At 47.3% G+C, this 18,910-nt stretch carries 26 protein-coding genes; 11 read left to right on the top strand and 15 right to left on the bottom strand.

The window, feature by feature from the left end; all coding sequences use genetic code 11:
* The first annotated feature begins 74 nt into the window (after positions 1-74).
* The gene (locus AOA63_RS13870; RefSeq protein ID WP_053960266.1) at positions 75-290 is read left to right on the top strand and encodes a hypothetical protein; all 216 of its coding nucleotides are present in this window, start codon (positions 75-77) and stop codon (positions 288-290) included.
* A 93-nt stretch (positions 291-383) separates the two neighbouring features.
* Positions 384-584, top strand: coding sequence for a Spo0E family sporulation regulatory protein-aspartic acid phosphatase (locus AOA63_RS13865; RefSeq protein WP_053960265.1), 201 nt, complete (start codon positions 384-386; stop codon positions 582-584).
* Between the two features lie 22 nt (positions 585-606).
* Here the strand turns inward: AOA63_RS13865 and AOA63_RS13860 are convergent, their stop codons facing one another.
* A complete protein-coding gene (locus AOA63_RS13860; RefSeq protein ID WP_053960264.1) occupies positions 607-807 on the bottom strand; it encodes a hypothetical protein in 201 nt (66 codons plus the stop codon).
* A gap of 221 nt (positions 808-1,028) precedes the next feature.
* Between AOA63_RS13860 and AOA63_RS13855 the strand changes: the two genes are divergently transcribed.
* From AOA63_RS13855 to csrA, 6 genes are read left to right on the top strand one after another with little or no spacing between them, the layout of a single operon-like run.
* Positions 1,029-1,364, top strand: coding sequence for a DUF327 family protein (locus AOA63_RS13855; protein ID WP_171822728.1), 336 nt, complete (start codon positions 1,029-1,031; stop codon positions 1,362-1,364).
* 19 nt (positions 1,365-1,383) lie between these two features.
* Positions 1,384-1,713 (top strand): hypothetical protein, encoded by a 330-nt coding sequence (locus AOA63_RS13850; protein ID WP_053960262.1) that lies wholly within the window; start codon positions 1,384-1,386, stop codon positions 1,711-1,713.
* An 18-nt stretch (positions 1,714-1,731) separates the two neighbouring features.
* Positions 1,732-3,135, top strand: coding sequence for a flagellar hook-associated protein FlgK (gene flgK / locus AOA63_RS13845; RefSeq protein ID WP_053960261.1), 1,404 nt, complete (start codon positions 1,732-1,734; stop codon positions 3,133-3,135).
* 48 nt (positions 3,136-3,183) lie between these two features.
* Entirely contained in the window at positions 3,184-4,083 is a 900-nt protein-coding gene (gene flgL / locus AOA63_RS13840) for a flagellar hook-associated protein FlgL (protein ID WP_053960260.1), read from the top strand.
* Between the two features lie 32 nt (positions 4,084-4,115).
* Entirely contained in the window at positions 4,116-4,577 is a 462-nt protein-coding gene (gene fliW, locus AOA63_RS13835) for a flagellar assembly protein FliW (RefSeq protein WP_053960259.1), read from the top strand.
* Positions 4,558-4,827, top strand: coding sequence for a carbon storage regulator CsrA (csrA, locus tag AOA63_RS13830; protein ID WP_053960258.1), 270 nt, complete (start codon positions 4,558-4,560; stop codon positions 4,825-4,827). The genes fliW and csrA overlap by 20 nt, the downstream gene beginning before the upstream one ends.
* Here csrA and fliN read toward each other — a convergent pair.
* The 3 genes from fliN to AOA63_RS13815 all read right to left on the bottom strand — a co-directional run bounded on the left by fliN (position 4,775) and on the right by AOA63_RS13815 (position 6,693).
* On the bottom strand, positions 4,775-5,176 hold the full coding sequence (gene fliN / locus AOA63_RS13825) for a flagellar motor switch protein FliN (protein WP_053960257.1): 402 nt from the start codon (positions 5,174-5,176) through the stop codon (positions 4,775-4,777). The two genes, csrA and fliN, sit on opposite strands and share 53 nt — an antisense overlap.
* Before the next feature lie 42 nt (positions 5,177-5,218).
* Positions 5,219-6,133, bottom strand: a complete 915-nt coding sequence (locus AOA63_RS13820; RefSeq protein WP_082343979.1) for a flagellar motor switch protein FliM — start codon at positions 6,131-6,133, stop codon at positions 5,219-5,221.
* Positions 6,134-6,216: 83 nt separating this feature from the next.
* Positions 6,217-6,693 (bottom strand): flagellar basal body-associated FliL family protein, encoded by a 477-nt coding sequence (locus AOA63_RS13815; RefSeq protein WP_053960255.1) that lies wholly within the window; start codon positions 6,691-6,693, stop codon positions 6,217-6,219.
* A gap of 89 nt (positions 6,694-6,782) precedes the next feature.
* On the opposite strand from AOA63_RS13815, the gene AOA63_RS13810 reads away from it, so the two are divergent.
* The gene (locus tag AOA63_RS13810; protein WP_053960254.1) at positions 6,783-7,340 is read left to right on the top strand and encodes a lytic transglycosylase domain-containing protein; all 558 of its coding nucleotides are present in this window, start codon (positions 6,783-6,785) and stop codon (positions 7,338-7,340) included.
* Here the strand turns inward: AOA63_RS13810 and AOA63_RS13805 are convergent.
* The 11 genes from AOA63_RS13805 to AOA63_RS13755 all read right to left on the bottom strand — a co-directional run bounded on the left by AOA63_RS13805 (position 7,337) and on the right by AOA63_RS13755 (position 17,140).
* The gene (locus tag AOA63_RS13805) at positions 7,337-8,113 is read right to left on the bottom strand and encodes a flagellar hook-basal body protein (protein ID WP_053960253.1); all 777 of its coding nucleotides are present in this window, start codon (positions 8,111-8,113) and stop codon (positions 7,337-7,339) included. The genes AOA63_RS13810 and AOA63_RS13805 overlap by 4 nt on opposite strands.
* A 93-nt stretch (positions 8,114-8,206) precedes the next feature.
* Positions 8,207-8,935, bottom strand: coding sequence for a flagellar hook-basal body protein (locus AOA63_RS13800; RefSeq protein ID WP_242848342.1), 729 nt, complete (start codon positions 8,933-8,935; stop codon positions 8,207-8,209).
* Between the two features lie 86 nt (positions 8,936-9,021).
* Positions 9,022-9,930 carry a MinD/ParA family protein gene (locus tag AOA63_RS13795; protein WP_053960251.1) on the bottom strand — a complete coding sequence of 303 codons (909 nt, stop codon included), beginning with the start codon at positions 9,928-9,930 and terminating at the stop codon, positions 9,022-9,024.
* A complete protein-coding gene (flhF, locus tag AOA63_RS13790) occupies positions 9,923-11,029 on the bottom strand; it encodes a flagellar biosynthesis protein FlhF (protein WP_053960250.1) in 1,107 nt (368 codons plus the stop codon). The genes AOA63_RS13795 and flhF overlap by 8 nt, the downstream gene beginning before the upstream one ends.
* A complete protein-coding gene (gene flhA, locus AOA63_RS13785; RefSeq protein WP_053960249.1) occupies positions 11,026-13,062 on the bottom strand; it encodes a flagellar biosynthesis protein FlhA in 2,037 nt (678 codons plus the stop codon). Before flhA ends, flhF begins: the two co-directional genes overlap by 4 nt.
* Before the next feature lie 3 nt (positions 13,063-13,065).
* Positions 13,066-14,163, bottom strand: coding sequence for an EscU/YscU/HrcU family type III secretion system export apparatus switch protein (locus AOA63_RS13780; protein ID WP_053960248.1), 1,098 nt, complete (start codon positions 14,161-14,163; stop codon positions 13,066-13,068).
* Positions 14,160-14,936 carry a flagellar biosynthetic protein FliR gene (locus tag AOA63_RS13775; RefSeq protein ID WP_053960247.1) on the bottom strand — a complete coding sequence of 259 codons (777 nt, stop codon included), beginning with the start codon at positions 14,934-14,936 and terminating at the stop codon, positions 14,160-14,162. The genes AOA63_RS13780 and AOA63_RS13775 overlap by 4 nt, the downstream gene beginning before the upstream one ends.
* 54 nt (positions 14,937-14,990) lie before the next feature.
* Entirely contained in the window at positions 14,991-15,263 is a 273-nt protein-coding gene (locus tag AOA63_RS13770) for a flagellar biosynthetic protein FliQ (RefSeq protein WP_053960246.1), read from the bottom strand.
* Between the two features lie 11 nt (positions 15,264-15,274).
* Positions 15,275-16,039, bottom strand: a complete 765-nt coding sequence (gene fliP / locus AOA63_RS13765) for a flagellar type III secretion system pore protein FliP (RefSeq protein WP_053960245.1) — start codon at positions 16,037-16,039, stop codon at positions 15,275-15,277.
* Positions 16,036-16,395 (bottom strand): flagellar biosynthetic protein FliO, encoded by a 360-nt coding sequence (fliO, locus tag AOA63_RS13760; protein ID WP_171822727.1) that lies wholly within the window; start codon positions 16,393-16,395, stop codon positions 16,036-16,038. Before fliO ends, fliP begins: the two co-directional genes overlap by 4 nt.
* Before the next feature lie 544 nt (positions 16,396-16,939).
* Positions 16,940-17,140, bottom strand: a complete 201-nt coding sequence (locus AOA63_RS13755; protein WP_139061617.1) for a hypothetical protein — start codon at positions 17,138-17,140, stop codon at positions 16,940-16,942.
* Between the two features lie 147 nt (positions 17,141-17,287).
* Between AOA63_RS13755 and AOA63_RS13750 the strand changes: the two genes are divergently transcribed.
* Positions 17,288-18,028 (top strand): GntR family transcriptional regulator, encoded by a 741-nt coding sequence (locus AOA63_RS13750; RefSeq protein WP_053960243.1) that lies wholly within the window; start codon positions 17,288-17,290, stop codon positions 18,026-18,028.
* Between the two features lie 190 nt (positions 18,029-18,218).
* Positions 18,219-18,908, top strand: a complete 690-nt coding sequence (locus AOA63_RS13745; protein ID WP_082343978.1) for a carbohydrate ABC transporter permease — start codon at positions 18,219-18,221, stop codon at positions 18,906-18,908.
* Positions 18,909-18,910: the final 2 nt, after the last annotated feature.

The raw sequence follows: 18,910 nt of genomic DNA, 5'->3' as shown, positions 1-18,910 counted from the left end.
AGGATCTTCTATGTTACACTAATTATTATCAACAGTCGACCTCATGAATCCAAAGCTTATAAGGAGGGAATTCTATGATCCGCAAGGCACGTCTTGCTGGCTATGACTTTAGTATAGAAAAAAATCCTGAAGGTATTCATGTGTCTGTCAAACCGACAGAAGGACATGCAGAAGCTCAGGCGGAAGTCTTTAAGATGTTCGATCAATTCCGCAAGACGGCACGTCAAAACGGCGTCGGACCAGCCGAAATTTTCGCATACTGGGTCAAGCAACAACTCGGCATGAAATAACTAACAGATTATACCAAATATACCACGATCTTGCTTATTACCGGGATCGTGGTATACTCTTTTCAGTCAATAATTCGAAAGGAGAGACAAGCCGTGTATCCCTTGCGGAATTCCAGCGATTATCGCCGGGCTATTGAGCATATCCGGTTACTACAAGGTGTGCTAAGTACCTTAGCTAAAATTAAAGGCAATCTCGATCCTGATGTCCTCGCTGTAAGCCAGGAAATCGATGAATATGTTGTATCTGTCCAACAATACTGGCAAAAGCATGGTCAAGAAGCCCTTTTGGGGTAGCCATTCCCCAAATTAAAAGACATTAGTCACTAGCCATTGATTCTGTTTCGTCGGCAATTAACGGCTCCCTACGCAGGTACCGTACCAATAATTGATCAACTTCATTGCTCACTGCTATCAAATCACGATTATATATGTCCAAAGTCCTGGCATAAATTCGATCGAGTTCTCGTTTAAGTTTTGCAATGCGATCGAGAATTATCTGCTCGGCTTCCTCTCTCATCGGAATTACCCTCTTTTTATGTTGTAGTGTTGTTCATTAACCTTTAGAATTCGCGATTTTTTGACAGATTTCCTTCAAAAATCTACCATTCACCAACTTTTTTTACCCCAAATTCCCCGCTAAATTTCGACTCTCCTTATGGTTACCCGTACAATGAATCTATGCAGGCCAAAAGACTGTCGATGAATTCACGAATGACTCAATCTCAAATGACAGACAAAATGGTTTCGAGACCACTCGCGTCGTCTAATGAATCATCCATCTGGGCAAGACTGGATGCCCAAGAAAAACAAGTCATTGCCCAGTTGAGTCTTGAGAGTGTGAACCGGTATGTGAAGACGGTGAAGGATCTTTTGGAAGAAGCGTTAAAGGCACATCAGGTTAAAGCTGGCGCCTATTTTTCTCCATTAGGCCAGTTTCGCTACCTAGTGCGCGTTCAGGTCGTCAATAAGGAATTAGAGCGTTTACGTCAATCGTTAATGAGCCCGTCACCTCTTCACATTGTGATGAAACGGTTAGAACTGATTCGCGGTTTATTATGTGACATTTTGATGTGATTGTCAGGACAGGAGAGCCATGAACGAATTCGATGCCTTAATGAAACATCTCATGACCTTAGAAGCCTTAACTGAACAAAAAATTGATGCAGCGACAAGTCGTAATTCAAATCGCCTGGTCCAGTTGTTACAAGAGGAATTAGATTCCCTTAATTACATCAACCAACATTTGTTAGATCTCGCCACATTAAGCCCGGCACAACGGAAAGTTATTGGTCAACATGCCATGCGGTGGCAGGAGCGGACAAAATTTTTGCACGACGTTTTGCAAACCCAATTAGGATATTGTGACTTTGTGCGAATGCTCATCGGGAATTCCCATACTCAAGCCATTAATATCGATTTGTAAAAAGGAGAAGACCTCGACATGTCCTTTACCATTTTGAATATTGCTGGTCGCAGTTTGGCTGCAGAACAACTGGCTATGGAAGTAACCGGCAACAACATGGCTAATGCCACCACGCCCGGTTATCGCAGGGAGACAGCCGACCTGGTTGAAACACCCCCTATTCCTTCCGCCAATCTAAACGGCACCTTACAAGGTCAAGGAGTCAGTGTCGATGCCATTTTACGCGCCCAAGATGCATTTTTATCGCGGAGCGTTCGAACCCAATTTGGGTCCATGGGTTATTGGAAAAGCCTGAATACTGCGCTGTCCCAAATTCAAAATGTCTTCCAAGAGCCTTCGGCTAGCGGTTTATCGGAAGCAATGACAAACTTCTTTAATGCTTGGCTCACCTTGTCCCAAACGCCGAGTAGTCTCTCCGCACGTCAAGCCGTTCTCGAACAGGGAAAATCTTTAGCCAGTACATTTAACACCATGAGTAGCGAATTGAATCAAGAAATCCAAAATCTTAATAATTCCGTGACTAGCATGGTGGGAAAAATCAACACCATCACGACCCAAATTGCAAAACTCAATACGGAAATAGCTAACGTTACGGGATCAGGGGGAACTGCCAATGCATTACTTGATCAGCGTGGGCTTTTAATGGACCAATTAAGCCAATTGGTCAATATATCGTATACGGTAAATCCTGATCAAACGGTAAACATTTACCTAGGGAGCAATGCGTTAGTTGTTAATCAAAAGGCCTATTCCCTTTCCACTGGACCTAGTGCCTCACCCCCCGGGGTCGATCAAGTTTATTGGAATAACACGACTCAGCCTCTAAACAGTTCAACAGGGCTCACCAATGGTGAATTAGCGGGTCTTCTTCAGGCGGGAGGAACCGACATTCCCAACTATTTATCTCAATTGAATACACTGGCCGAATCCGTGGCCAATGCTGTCAACAGTCAACAAACCCAGGGCTATCAGCTTAACAGTAATCAAAAAGGTAGTGATTTCTTTGTGGTTCCTGCTTCCGGAATCATTACGGCCAGTAATATTCAAGTCAATCCCCAACTGACCATTCAAGGGATTGCAGCAGCGTCAAATCCCAATGCTCCCAATGATGGCAGCAACGCTGAGGCCATGGCCAATTTGGTCTATGATACCCAATCATCATTGGGCAATTACACTTTTAGCCAGTATTACACGAATCTTGTTGGACAAGTGGGCAATGACGGCCAACATGCCGAGACCCAATATAACAGTGCCAATGCCACCTTACAGGCATTAAGAAATGCTAGGCAGTCTGCAACGGGGGTCGATCTCAATCAGTCGTCGGCGCATCTCATTCAAGAACAACAAAGTTACCAGGCCGCCGCACAGCTGGTCAGTGTCGAACAAACGATCATGACCAGCTTACTACAAGCAGTTGGCTAACTTTCATACACGTGTCATGCGAAACCATTCTGATAGGAGCGATGTGTCATGGAAATTACCCCCATCGTTTTAATGAACACGTTACTTCAAAACGTGCAAACCCAATATCAACGGATTGGGCAATTACAAGAAGAAGTGTCCACCGGTCAAAGATTTCAAGTCCCATCAGACAGTCCAAGCCGGGTGACAGCCACCATGAATTTAAATACTGCTTTAGCTCAAACCAAAGCCTATGAAACAGCGGCGACCCAGGCTCAAAATTGGCTTAACACCACCAGTGGCGCATTACAAAACATGCAGACAATTTGGCAAAAAATCTTAAATATCGCAGTGGAAGCTTCTAATAACACGCTGACAGCAACAGACCGGGAAGCGTTAGCAATTCAAGTTCAGCAAGCTCAAAAGGCACTCGGGCAGCTTCTCAACACGCGTTATGAAGGAACATACATTTTTAACGGTTACAATGGCCAAACAGCCCCGATTTCTTCTTCTGGAATAACCAATTTTCCTACCACCCAGCAACTTCAAACATTTCAAATCGGTGAAAGTAGTTCGGTCACAGTGAATCTAACGGGGAATGAAAACGTCGGCCAGCCCAGTGGTTCCAATTATTTTGCTACCATCTATAACGACCTCAGCGGGCTACAATCTGCCATTACCCAAGGAGCATCTACCTCTCAAGCTTATATCAGCACACTAAAAACTGATCAGGGCTATCTTTCTACCGCTCAAAGCATTGTTGGGGGACGATTAGAACGGGTTAACCAGACGAAAACCCAGTTACAAAGCTTGAGTTTCAATCTCAATCAAACCATTGCGCAAATTTCTGGGGCTAATATGGCGTCTGTGACAGTTCAGTTGGCCCAAGAGGAACAAGCCTATCAGGCTGCGTTACAGAGTGGTGCGCAAATTTTGCCGTTGTCTCTGCTCAATTTCATTCATCCCTAAAATTCAGGGGATGCCAAAAGGGAGTCTTACAGATGATTACCAAAGAGACCATTCAAACCCGGTTTCATGGAGAAATAACTATATCCGCATCAGATATTTTGGTGATGGACCAAGAAATATTAGGCTTTGCTAAACATCGCCAATTTGTATTGTTGCCCCATCATCCCGAGAGTCCCTTCCTGTATTTGCAATCGGTGACCGATCCTCAACTCGCCTTTATTGTGATAGATCCGCTCACATTTAAACCCGATTATGTGGTACCAGAGGAAGAAGTTTCCGGATTGGGCAATCCCGAATTTTGGGCTATTCTATGTATATGTACGGTAGGTCAATCAAAAAATGGCCAAGGACTTTATGCCACTGCCAATCTCAAAAGCCCTTTGATCTTTAATCGGCAGACACGGCATGGCGGCCAATTTGTGTTATCCTTACCGTATCCGTTTGAATATCCCTTGTTTGGGGAGGCCCAAAATAATGCTGGTGCTCAGCCGTAAAATTGATGAAGCGCTCATAATTGGCAATGCAGAAATTCGCATTATTGTTTTAGGCATTCAAGGCGATCAAGTGAAATTAGGTATTGAAGCTCCCCGCCACATCACCGTGATGCGCGAGGAGCTCTTTCAAGCCCAGCAACATAATCAAATGGCGTCGTTGTCTGTGCCTCCCGAAACTTTAAACGATTTAACGGCTTCTAATCCGAAGACTCCTCTTCGTCCCCAGGAAAAGAAGCCAAAATCTCCGTAATCTTCACACCAAATTGTTCGCCGATAATGACCACTTCACCCTTGGCGACAATGCGGCCATTTAAATACACATCAACCGGTTCCCCGTAAGCCCGCTCTAACTCAATGACCGATCCCGGACCAATTTCCAAGACGTCTTGTACGGATAAGTCGGTACTGCCTAAGACCACCTCAACATCCATAGGAACATCCCAAAGGAAATCCACGGGCGAAACAGGCCGGTCCGGTTTCGGAGGCACATCTAAATCCGCAAATTCTACCGGGCGGGCCTCAAGCCCTGAATGATCGTCCAATCCTTCGGTTAATGCCTGCAATTCTTCTTTGGTTAAACGTCCCTTATTCTCACTCATATGAGATAATCTCCTTTATTCTGTTGCATCCCCGTTTCGCCATCATTCTTGGTCATTTGGATTAACGCGTCCTGTCACTCGGACAGCTAAATGGCCTCCCACTTTACCCGCCACAACATGGAATTTTTCTTGATTGGCCAAAGACAAGGTTAACGGCTTGTCATAACGATTTTTTAAAATGATAACATCACCCGGTTTCAACTGGCGAAATTCGCCCAAAGAAATCGTGGTGCGGCCCAAAACGACATCGGCGCGAACCGCACTGCGGCTCAAGAGCTTTAGCATCTCTTGGGTTTTCGGCTTGACATCTTGATCGTCTTCACGTCCCAAGGCATGGCGTCCCAGCATGAGAGCAAAAGGCTCAATGGCCGGATATGGCCACACCCATGACAAAATCCCTTTGTGGCTGTCAATAGAAATTTGTTGTTGCTGCACGACCACTAAATCCCCTTCCGAGGATATTTGGGTAAACGCCGGATTATATTCAATGGTATCGATACGGGCTTCAAACGGCATCAAAGACGACCAACTTTGACCCAGCAAGCTCAACAAGCGTTCCATAATCCGCCGGTAAATCGTCTGTTCAATCTCGGTTAATTCCCGAGTGGGAAAATGACCGAAACCCGGGCCTCCTAAAGCACGATCAATAATCGCTAAAGTCACTTCCGGTGAACTCTCGAGGAGTCCAGAACCCGATTGATTGATAGTAAATAAGGCCAGCACGCTTGGAATAGTAACCCCTTCGACATACTGCTCATAAGGCATTTGTTCAGTACTGATATGTTGGATCTGCACGGGTGTCCTCAAATAGGTGGAGAGGAAGTTCGAAGCCATCCGCAGGTACGATTCCATCATTAAAGTAATGGCGTCAAGTTGTAGGCGGCTTAGCTGGTGTGGCCTTTGAAAATCGTAGGGACGTACCTCTTTGAGATCTTTGACCAGTCCCATCCATCTCATCCCCTTCTATTGCAGGTTCTCCCCATGATTTTATTCATTTGCGGGTTCCTCCTGAAAAATCACTGTTCGGTGATTGAATAAACTTATTGCGTCATCAGTGATGAAAAATAAATCGGCCCAATGGTTCCCGGACCAAAAATGGACTCCAAGACCTCTCGCACCTGATTTTTGAAAGTCGAAATCCCACCGGATTGCGTAAATTCTTGATACGAAGTGCTCCGAGCCAAGGTAATCAGATCATTGCGAATCTTGGCATCCAGTTCTGGAGAACCGGTTCCCGTTCCCCCTGTAGCTGCCGTAGGCGACCCACCTTGAGCCGTTAACGCCTGTTTGGTCACGTTGAATTCCACATTAAAACTCACATAATGCCCTGAACTGCCGAGATTACTTTCAATCCCTGTCTCGGTCACAGAAATTGCCGTAAGCGGATTGTAAGGCAAAGACGCCACCACGGGCTTGGGACTATGGCTTAACAATGAGGGATCACCAAAAATCAGCGCGGCCGCCCCCGAACCGGCACCCAAAAGAAAAATTAAAAAATAGCTCAATATTTTTTTCACAATGAAATCCTCCTTGAAAAATCCATCTAAAATTTACAGGTTCCGTCATGACTCCCTGTACACTGAAACCAAGGAGGAGTAGACGTATTATGGAACCATTATTGTTTTGGGCTTTGGAAACATTATTGTTTAACGAGTTTCAGCCATCCTCATCGAATTCCAATTCCCCCTTTCAAAACCTGTTATCCGATATCACCAATCAGGTCTTGCCACCATCTCCCCAAGCGAACCTCTCAGGAGCCAATAATTCTGCTGGGATTGACCAAGCCATCCAACAAGCGGCTTTAAGTACCGGATTATCGCCTGCCTTGTTAAAGGCCGTAGCGATGGTGGAATCGTCGTTAAATCCTGCGGCAATAAGCTCAGCGGGCGCCATTGGGGTCATGCAACTCATGCCACAAACTGCTGAGTCCTTAGGCGTTAATCCCTATAATGCTGAACAAAATATTTTAGGCGGTGCCGAGTATCTCAAGAGCCTTTTAGACAATTTCCACGGCGATTTGACCTTAGCTCTTGCTGCTTATAACGCCGGTCCTGGAGCCGTAGACCACTTTGGAGGCATTCCGCCTTACCAACAGACCCAAGATTATGTGCAAAAGGTCTTGTCCGCCTATCAAGCCTTGGCATCCTCGCCAGAAAGCACCTAAGTGATAATTTGGGTCAACCCCTTATCTAAACTTTGGGAGATGGCGAGAATTTTGGCATTCATTTGATAGGCCCCTTGCGCTTGGATTAAATCGGTTAATTCCGAAGCCATATTGACCCCACTGGCATTCAGTGCAGATGTTTGCAAGAGCCCCGCCCCATTTTGGCCCGGTTTGACCAGCACCGGCGTACCGCTCGCCACGCTTAAACCATAGAGATTGTAGCCTGAGCTAATCAACCCGGCCGGATTGGGTATCAAAGCAACTTGCAGCTGCCCCACGGGTTTAAAAGCTTGACCCGGCAACCCCGCCATCACCGTGCCATCTGGGGTCACATACCAACTCGACCCAGCGGGAATGGTGATGGGGGGATACATCACATTGCCGTTAGGCAATTCCAAATGGCCTTGACTGTCGATTTGCAGTGTTCCTGCCCGCGTGTAACCTAAAGAGCCATTGGCGGTTTTCACCACAAAAAACCCGTTACCATCAATAGCCACATCATGGGGATTGGATGTCGCCATTACCTGATTGGAAAAAACGGGTACATTTTCTTCAAGGTGGGCTCCTGAGGTCAGGGACAATGACGGCTCAATGATTTGATTACCCACGGATCGAAATGCCGATCTAAGCTTTTCTCCCGAACTGGATGCAAGAACGCTAACGCGTTCACCAAATCCCGGCGTCTGGTTATTGGCGATATTCGTAGCAATGGCATTAAGCCACAAATTTTGGCTTTCTAGACCACTCGTGCCCGCACTCATGACACTAAACACGGTTGATTCCTCCTTCAACTCCCAAGATCTGTTACGGCTTGACAACAACAGAACCTTTAAGAACTGGGCGTTCTCCGCCTTAATTCCTCTTCACTAGGCAATAATGCTGAGAGACGCCGCCGTCTTTAAGCGACTGCTTTCTTCGTTAATGAGGGTGGTTAAAGACTGGTAAGTCTGTTCAGCTTCCAACATCGTCATAGTTTCTTGCGTCATATTGCCATTGGATGTATTAACCGCTCCTTGCATCACTTGACCGGTAAAAGGCAAGCGTCTAGGCGCCTGGTACAGACTATTGCCGAGCGCCTTAATACCTTGATTGGGCAAATCAACCAATCCTAGAGTGGCCACCACCTGACCGTTTTGCGTAATTTGTCCTTGAGCATTGACCGAAAACGGCGTAAGGCCCACGTTAATCGGCTGTCCATTAGAGGACAATACAAAAGCGCCCGAAGCCGTAACCAGCTGGCCTTGAGCATTGACCGAGAACCGTCCGTCTTGGGTATAAGCCAATCCCTTTGGGGTCTTAACCACAAAGAAGCCTTGGCCCATAATCGCCAAATCCGTATAATGGCCCGTCGTTCGCACCTGACCCGGGGTCAAATTCACTCCCGATACAACAGCCTGCTCGGTAATCACCTGCCCAATGGGGACCATACCCAAGCGCCCTTGCCCCATCACCGTTTCCGGTAATAGACCGACCACTTGACTCTGCTGGGCTAAATATCCCAAAGAATTTTGATTGGCCAGATTACCTGCCACCGTTTCGAGCACTTGATGCTGCGTTAATAAACCAGCGGCACCGGTATAGAGCGCATTCATCATCCTCACAACCTTTCATATCCGTCTCGTTTTTCTGGTTTCCCTTGCTATCGCTGTGTGAATTTCTCATAACCAGCTCTATTCGCCCTTTATCCGAATTCCTTCGGCAAGGAAGACCACAACGAGCTCATGCGGTGGACAAAGTGCCCCCAGCGTCCCCGTTTGGGCGGCTTAATGCGGTAAATCATCTGATCGGCTAAATCTCCAATATCTTGCGCAGCCATAGAATTGGGGTACAAGAGAATCAAGGGCTGCTGGCGGGACACAGCTTGTTGAGCATGCATATCTTCCCGGACAACGCCAAAGAATCCCACGGGTTGATTTAACATGCGTTCCGCCAAGTTAATCACACGCATTCCCATTTCTTCTCCGTGTTTTAAGGACTTGCTGCGGTTCATCACAAGTTGCAAGCGAACATGTCCTTGTGACTCCCAAATCGATTTAATCAAGCCATAGGCATCGGCCAATGCTGGAGGTTCAGGGTTGGTTACCACTAATGCTTCATCCGCAGCTAGCACAAATGACAGCACATTAGCAGCAATGCCAGCCCCTGTGTCCACCAATAACCAATCACATTCGCCCTCCAGGTCCTGAAATCCTTCTATGATGTCGGAGATTTCCACCTCATCGAGCGAGGCCAATTGACTTATGCCTGAAGCTCCAGGAATAATGCGCAGTCCTAGCGGCCCTTGTTGGAGCACATCTTTCATATGCACGCGTTTTTGCACCACATCCCATAAAGTAAAGCTGGGTTCATAGCCCAAGAGAATATTGATATTGGCAAGGCCCAAATCGGCATCTAATATCACGACCCGTTGTCCTCTTTGTTGTAAGGCGATAGCCAAATTCAAGGTCAGTTGACTTTTTCCGACACCTCCTTTTCCCGATGTCACAGCCACAATACGACCACCTTGACTCCGCCGCTCGAAGACCTCGTCTTGCACTTTGGCGCTTTGGCGTTTTATCCAGGCGCGCAGCTGGTCGGCCTGCTCAGCCATGATAAGCGCCCCCTTTAACCAACCACGACATTAACTGACCTTCTTCGGCACTTTCAATGTCATGAGGAACTTGTTGACCGGTGGTGACATACATCACCGGTTTTTTCAACTCTAATAAAGCGGAAAGGATGGGACCGGGAACTAAGGCCTCATCGACCTTGGTTAAGCATAATGAGACGGGAATATCTTGGGACAGTTTTTTCGCCGTATCCACAAACAATGAACGAGAATAGGTTGCGGGCATGCACAAGAGAACTTCCGTCGCTTTCGCATGTTTCACCACACTGAGTCCCGAGCGTATCCCCATCGGTTCACTAATGCTATTTCCGGGCGTGTCTATCAAGACCACATCGGCCGGATAATCTTGAATAAACTTGGGAACATCTTGAGGTCGTTTGGCAATCACCACGGGAACATCTAAAATGCTGCCGAAGGTCTGGAGTTGTTCGGAGGCTGCAACCCGAAAGGTGTCTGTCGTGATCAGAAGAACGCTCTTGCCCTCTTCTAAACCCAATTTGCTAGCAAGCTTAGCAATCGTCGTGGTTTTTCCGGCTCCTGTCGGGCCAATAAACACGACAATATGTGGGGTATCCCCAGTTAGAGGAGGAGCGAGCACAATACGCTCTTTCAAAATCTCTAGTAACTTGCTTAACTGCGCATCTTTTTCGCCCTTAGGCAGGAATCCCGTTAATTCTCTCGCCCATTTCTCATCCACTTCCAGCGATAACAAATGCGTAAAAAGCGGATGTTCTTTGCCTTTACGGGGCGTACTAACCTGGGATATTTTTTTATCCATTTGTGTTAATAAAGCCATTATTTCTTCTAACCGCTCATCACGAATTTCTGGTTCGGACGATGTGCTGGTTACAGCAATTTCCGGCCGGGAACTCTCGGTGTCCCGCACGCGATCAGGTGCCGTTGTTGACGAGGGCAGAGGATAATCAGTGGCTGCTAACACCTGATAACCCCGTTCCCAAAATTTCCACCAGCGATCTTTGGCCGGACCTGAAGATAATAGCACGGCCTCATCGCCTAATTCCCATTTTGCCCGGATGAGGGCTTCTTCGACAGTTTGGCCCGTAAAGCGTTTCACAATCATATTTCTACCACTCCCATTGTCTTAATTCCGACATCACTTTGAATTTCGGCATAGGACAAAACGGTCAAGTCCTTAAAGAGCCGTTCAGTCAAACGCTTAAAGTACAAGCGCACATAGGGTGATGAAATCACCACTTTGGGAACGCCTTGCGGCAACTTCGAAAGCTGGGTATTGAGAGCATTTACGACTTTTTGGGCAATCGTGGGATCGAGGTTCAAATAAGTCCCCCGGTCGGTTTGCTCTAAGGCCGCTTTCATTTCTTGCTCAATTGCCGGGGATAACACCACCGCATGCAAAAATCCTTGCTTAATTAACGGTTCGGTAATATGACGGGATAGCTGCTGCCTTACCTGTTCGGTTAAGAGATCGATATCCCGTGTCGTCCTCGCTCCATCCGCCAAGGCTTCTAAAATGGTCGGCATATCGCGAATGGACACTTTCTCCCTCAGTAAATTGGCTAAGACACGTTCAACTTCACCCAGTGTCAGGAGATCAGGAATCAGTTCGGAAACAACGACAGGATGCGTTAATTTAACGTAATCCACCAGTTTCTTGACTTCTTCACGGTCAAGAATTTCATGCGCGTGGTGACGAATCACTTCGGCTAAATGTGTCACCAAAATCGATCCCGCATCAATGACGGTGGCTCCAGCCAATTCCGCCCGGTCGCGGGCGTCCTCACGAATCCAATAGGCGGGCAGCCCAAAAACCGGATCCTTGGTGAGAATCGCGCCATCGATGCCAAGTTCCTGGCCTCCCATTGCCAAAAACCGATCGGGCCGGACTTCAGAGGTGGCGACACTCGCCCCCCGAATGCGGATGCGGTATTGATTCAAGGTGAGTTCTAAACTGTCGCGGACCCTGACAGGGGGCACAACCAGGCCGAGTTCGGCCGTGATTTGCCGTCTCAGCGCCATAATCCGGTCTCTTAAGTCTTGACCGGCTTGGCCGCCGACTAAGGGCACCAAACCCACACCGACCTCGAGCTCAATCACATCAAAGCCAATTAATTGCATGACCGCTTCCGGTTTCTTGGCCAATTCTTGATTTTGCTGATTTTGCCGCGCAATTTCTTGAGCTTTTTGTGCTTTTTGCCGCTGTTCGATTTGCCATCCGCCATAAAACGCTATAGATCCTAACAAAAGCGGAACAAACGGCGGCAGTCCTAAGGCGGCCATTAAAAACAGCACAATGGCGACAATGTATAAGACCCGCGGCAATTGCGTCAGCTGATTTAAGACATCTTTGTTGAGGGTCCCTTGTGATCCCGAACGGGTGACAAGAATTCCTGTCGCGGTGGATAATAAGAGCGCAGGAATTTGGGTGGTAATACCTTCCCCAATCGTTAATATCGTATAAGTGTTAAGTGCGGTAGCAATAGCTAAATGTCTTTCCGAAAGACCAATAATCAGGCCTCCGATAATATTGATAAAGACGATGATGATTCCAGCGATGGCATCCCCGCGCACAAATTTCGAGGCACCATCCATGGCCCCGTAAAAATCTGCCTCTCGCTCAATATCCTGACGCCGTTTTTTAGCCTCTTGCTCACGAATTAAACCGGCATTCAGTTCCGCATCCACGGCCATTTGTTTCCCCGGCATGGCATCGAGTGTAAACCGGGCAGCGACTTCACTCACTCTTTCGGCCCCTCGAGTAATGACCATGAATTGGATGACGATAAGAATGATGAAAATAATGATACCGACCACCACGTTATTCCCCACAACGAGCCGGCCAAAGGTCTGAATGACCGAGCCGGGATCGCCTGACAGTAATATGAGGCGAGTCGCCGTCACCTCAAGGGCCAACCGGAATAACGTGGTCAAGAGCAAAAGAGAAGGAAACACGGACAAATCCAACACTTCATTAATAAACATCGTCGACACGAGTACTGCAATCGATAGAGCAATATTGATAATGAGAAAGAAATCAAGAGCCCAGGGAGGGATGGGAATCACCAGCATTAAGATGGCAATGACCGCAGCGACCGGCACGAAGGCTTCTTTTAACAACGCTCGACTTTTGGCCATGGATTAACGCCTCCTCTCCATGCGGTGAGCCTGGCGTTTCCGGATTAAAAACGCCAAAATATCGGCCACCGCCTGATAATGTTCTTCTAAAATCACATGGCCAATCGGCACGTCGTAAAGTGAACGTGCCAGAGGAGGATTTTCCACCAACGGCACCCCATGGCGGATAGCGATTTCGCGGATGTTGTAAGCCATTTCATCTGCCCCTTTGGCAATCACCACGGGAGCCGGCATAATCTTCTCATCCCATTTCAATGCCACGGCATAGTGGGTCGGGTTGGTGATGACGACTTGTGCATTTTTCACTTGCCGCACCCCGGAACGCCAAATGCGGCGCGCCATTTCCCGCCGTTTGCCTTTAACTTGGGGATTGCCTTCCGTTTCTTTCAATTCATCCCGCACCTCTTGGGTGGTCATGCGAATTTTCAATTGAAAGGCATAGGCTTGATAAGCCATGTCTAAGACACCAATGATGAAAAAGGCGACGGACATCACTAACAGGACCTGACTTAACATATTGAGTGACGTACTTAACGCTTGACCGAGGGATTCCACCATGAGCCCCGCGTAATTGGCCAATTGTTGGCGAATAACCCAGGCGGCTAAGGCCCCCATGATTCCCACTTTTAATAGACCTTTAAAAAGCTGCCAAACACTATCTCGAGAAAACATGCGTTTGAGTCCTTCAACCGGGTTCAAACGGGTCATATCCGCTTTAAGGGCGCTGAATGACAGTCTAAAGCCTTTTTCTAGACTACTAGCGAATAATCCCGCCAGAAGTAAAGGAAGCGTCAGGGGTAATAGAATGCGGATCATTACCGAAAATGCTAAAAGCCATGCCGAAGCCATGGCCCCTTGCGGATTTTCGGCTAGTTGCAGTACCGTCGATTCCATCTCGCCTAACCTGGTTCCAGCCCATGGCAAATAGTGACGAATCACGACAAAACCCACGGCTAAAGCTAAGGCCGCCTGAAAATCTGGGCTTTTCCAGTGTTGTCCCTGTTTTTGTAATTGCTGCTTTTTATGGGGAGTGGCTTGTTGACTTTTTTCGCCAGCAGACGCGAAATAAGGACGAGGAAGGTAAAGACTCAAAACCATCATGATTTTCCCTCCAAAATCGCCAACAGCCGACTCACGTCGACAAACGCATGATTCCAAAAGTTTGGCAAGATACCCACTAATATAGGAATCATCGCCGCAAATACCAGGAGACTGACCCCGAAATTAACGGGTAAAGACAAGAAATAAGCGTTCATTTGGGGAAAAGCGCGTGACAAAATTCCTACAGCCATGTTCACCACTAACCCTGCTAACATCAAGGGGAACGCCACCAGTAACGTCATGGTCAACGCGCTTGACATCAATCCGACCACAAAGGACAAGGCAGGGATAGGAAAGGTTATAACATTAAGACCAATCGCCTGAAACGAGGCATGGAGCGCAATGACAGACAATTCCAAACCTCCTGAGCCCACAAATACGAATAAGGCCAAAAGCGTTTGCCATTCAGATAGGAATGACCCGCTCGTATCCAACGAAGGATTTGAGGTAATGGCGAGCCCTAAGCCCAGTTCGTAGGTGACCACCTGTCCTGCCATACCGAAAACAGAAAGGAATAGGGATAAAATCAGACCAATTAAAACCCCAATGGCAAACTGAATCACGAGTCCCAGAGTCCACAATAACGAGGGCATGACTGTAATTTTTAGGGTCGGCGCCAGCACGGCTGCGAGCATAATAATAATGGCCACTTTGAGCATCCTCGGCAAGTAGGCGGAACTGAGTACGGGCGCGCTAAAAACCAAGCCGCTAATGCGCGCCGCAATCAAAAAATATTCTTGGGTTAAAGTTTGAGCACTCACCGTTAATGTCATTGCGTTCTCACAGACCTTGCCTATGACCCCTTTGTCCTTGTCTCTGTACGTATGTTAGGGCAGATATGCCACATGCCAAAACGTTGATAAATCATTTTGGGTAAAGGTCACCAAAAGTCTCAGAAACCATGGTCCTGCCAAATAGAGCATGATTCCCACAACAATCAATTTGGGCATAAATGACAGCGTGAGTTCTTGAATCTGCGTGGTCGCTTGAAAAATTCCGACTAATAGACCAACGACAAGTGCGGCAATTAATATCGGCGCCAAAATAATCCCCGTCGTCATCATGGCCGACTGGCTTAAGGCAATGGCATGGTCAAACATCGATATCCCCCCTACCTAACCCCATGAAAGGACATGACCAAGGACTGCACCACTAAATTCCATCCATTCGCTAACACGAATAACAATAATTTCAATGGCAGTGAAATTAACGTGGGCGGAACCATCATCATTCCCAACGACATCAACACGGTCGATACCACCAGATCGACAATCATAAAAGGAATAAAAATATACACACCAATTTCAAAGGCTGTTTTCAATTCGGAAATGATAAATGCCGGAATAAGGGCCACCGTGGGAACCTGACTCAGGTTCTTTGGGGGCGGCACATGGTCTAGATGCAAAAATAGGGCCAAATCACTGGGACGAGTTTGGTGATACATAAACACACGTAAAGGATCTAAAGCTTTGATGGCCGCCCGGTTAAGTCCAATTTGTCCATGTAAGTAAGGGATTAAGGCTTGGTGATCAATTTGGCCAAACGTCGGGGCCATAATAAAAAAAGTCAGAAAGAGAGCCAAGCCGATTAACACTTGATTAGGAGGAGTCTGCTGGAGTCCTAAAGCACTGCGCACAAAAGCCAATACCGTAATCACCCGCGTAAACGCGGTCATCGTCAGCAAAATAGCGGGTAGAAACGACAACAGGGTCAAAAGCGCTAGGATGCTAATGACCTGAGACGGCGAACTTGCCCCGTGGGTGCTCACTGAAATTTGTGGAATCAGGGGACCTTGAGCAAAAGCCAATGGTCCCGTTGAAATGGCTAAGGTGACCGTAGCCAGCACCCAAAGCGTTCTTTTGATGCGTGTTTTCATGACTTTCCCTCGTTACGCCGAATCTTATGCCACAAATCCTCCGCAAATTGCGATAAGGTCGTTTCTTGCATGGCAATAATTGCTGGGGCTTGCTGGGCAATAACCTCTTCGTCTACTTCCAGCAGTAAGGAAATGTTTTGCTCGGTAATACCTAAAGCCACTGTCTTGTCCGCAATTTGGACGAGGGCAATCCCTCTTTTGGGACCCAGTGGCAGATAGTCAATCTGTTGAAGATAATGGGCCTGACTGACCCGCCCCCAGCCAATTTTCTTTAATAGCCGGGCCGCAAAGTAAGCCAAAGCGACCACTAACGCCATCGCCCAGAGAAAATTTAAAAAGACTCCAACAGAATTCACAGCCCTAATCCCCCTAACTTCATGGGGTATTATATAAATTTCCATGGTTCGACAGGAAATAACAAGAACGATTTTATTCAAAAAAGTTTTGTGTCCATTAGATGTTGTTGCATGAGGCACATGGGAAAATAACCACGACAAGCAATCTCTTTGCTAATTCTTAAGAGTGGTGAAAAATGTCTGAAGTGCTGATAAACCACAAACACCAAATACCTGGCAATATAATCCGAACCTCTGCACGGGAGCGTCTGCCAAATTTATTGTCCCGGCCACAATAAGGATGAGATTATGGAAATTTCATTGTGAAAGTCCTTATGCGCGGCCCAAGCAGGAAGTGCGACAGACAGCAAGTGAGCTCCTGGATACATGACCATCAGATGAGCTTGAGTACCGTGATGCTAAATTAATTCGGGGAGTTGTAGTCTAGATTGCTCCCCTATGCCCAAAAGAGATCCAGGCCTTCCGCCATCAGCAGTCCCGGCCACCCCGGACGCGGAAGATCGTAGCGTATTGGCGCGTCAGCACCCAAAGCCAGCGACCGGATTTAAAGAACCCGCGGTTGGTGTTGGAACAGTTCTGCACCGCTCGGGGACTGGCCACTGTCGAGTTCGTCGAGAAAATCGGCGGGGGCATGAACTTGTGACATATCCCGCTTGATCCCCTCTTGGCCATCGCCTAAGAAGAGGCATGCGTCGAGCTTATGATCCACCCGTGTCGGGATTTTATCATGTTCCTGATAAACCATCCCCATATTTCTTAAACTGTCTCGATGCTGCCCGAAAAAATCCTAGCTAACATTTGTAGAATTTGACAGAAATGTTGTTGCACCATTTTCAACAAAACTTGCTATAATCTGAAGACGTAAAACGTCTTACCTTTGGGAGGAAGAATTGTGACCAGTCGGTTCATTCCCCGCCAACGCCTCGCCCGGGAAAGCATTGAGGAAATCTTGATGGCGACAGCGCCGGGGGAGCGATTGCCCTCGGAAGATCAACTAGCCAAGCAACTCGGCATGAGTCGCCCCACCATTCGTTCTGCTCTCAGTGCCCTCGAGCAAGAAGGTTTGGTGATTCGAAAGCATGGAGTCGGCACATTTGCGAGTCGTCCTCCCAGAACTATGAATGCTTCATTGCAAATCCTGAACAGCGTAGCTGATATTGTGCGCGAAAATGGATATGAACCCTCAGTCATTGACATTCATATTCAACCCTTAGATTTACCCAAACATGTCTTAGAAGCCTTGTCATTGTCTCAACCCACATCCGGTTACCGGGTCACTCGCACCGTCCTCGCGGACGGCGAACCGGCTGTTTTCTTAATCGATTATTTACCGACACACATCGGGTCAACCGTCGTCGATTTATCAGGTTTTTCAGACAAAATGATGCCCGCATTAGCACAGTTAGGGATTGTCATCGCCTATGCCACAACCCGTATTTCGATCAAACGCAGTAGTGAGGAAGCAGCTCAAGCACTAGGCATTGAGCCTCATGAAGCGGTACTCTTTCTCCAACAGGTGGCCTATACACAATCGCAAATCCCTGCCATCTATAGTGTGGGATATCACCGGGAAGGTTTCATTTCATACACCATCACCCGACACACAGAATTCAAAGAGAGGTCAGAACCGTGAATGCCAAGGCGTCTTATATGCCTCGTCTAGGATTTTGGTATCTGGTACCGTCACTCAGTGTATTCACCGTGTTTTGGATTATTCCGCTATTTCTCGTCATTGGATATAGCTTTTTCCATTTCACATATGGCACCCATCCCCATTTCGTCGGGCTCACGCAGTACCAACAATTATTTGAGACGGGACTTTTTTGGCAATCGCTGAAAGTGACCTTTCTCTTCGCGATAGGCGTTGTGATTCTCGGGAGTGCTGTGTCACTATTTTTGCGGTGTTGTTATATCAAGGCATTCGCGCGGTCGGGCTATTTCGCGCATTGTTCTTTCTGCCTTATGTCATGCCCGTTGTTGCCACCTCGACGGTTTGGTTGTGGATGTATCAGCCTAATGTTGGAATAATCGACCGAATTTTCGGTCTCATTGGTCTTCCTAATAACATTGGCTGGGTTAATGAACCCACTTTGGCGCTGATTAGTGTCATTATCTACACCATCTGGTTTAGTTTTGGCTTTACCATGCTACTCTTCTTAGCCGGTTTGACCAATATCCCCAGGGAATTGCTTGAAGCAGCTCAAGTTGACGGTGCCAGTGGCTGGGCCCAGTTTTGGCATATCACCTGGCCTTTATTGTCGCCTACAACACTCTTTGTCATTGTCATTAACACCATTAATGCTTTTCAAACGTTCACCCAGATCTATGCGTTAACACGGGGAGGACCCTTAAATGGCACGACGACCCTGACTTATCTGATTTACGAAACGGCGTTTAATTATTTTCACTTTGGTGAGGCGTCTTCACAGGCTGTGATATTCTTCGTGCTCATTTTAGGCCTGACCGGACTGCAGTTTTGGGTATCACGCAAGTCCATTTATTATGGAGGCTAATA

The sequence above is a fragment of the Sulfobacillus thermosulfidooxidans genome (genome assembly GCF_001280565.1).
Lineage (GTDB): Bacteria > Bacillota > Sulfobacillia > Sulfobacillales > Sulfobacillaceae > Sulfobacillus > Sulfobacillus thermosulfidooxidans_A.
Note: the sequence above shows the minus strand (reverse complement) of the source record. Positions and strands in the feature narration are given on the sequence as shown.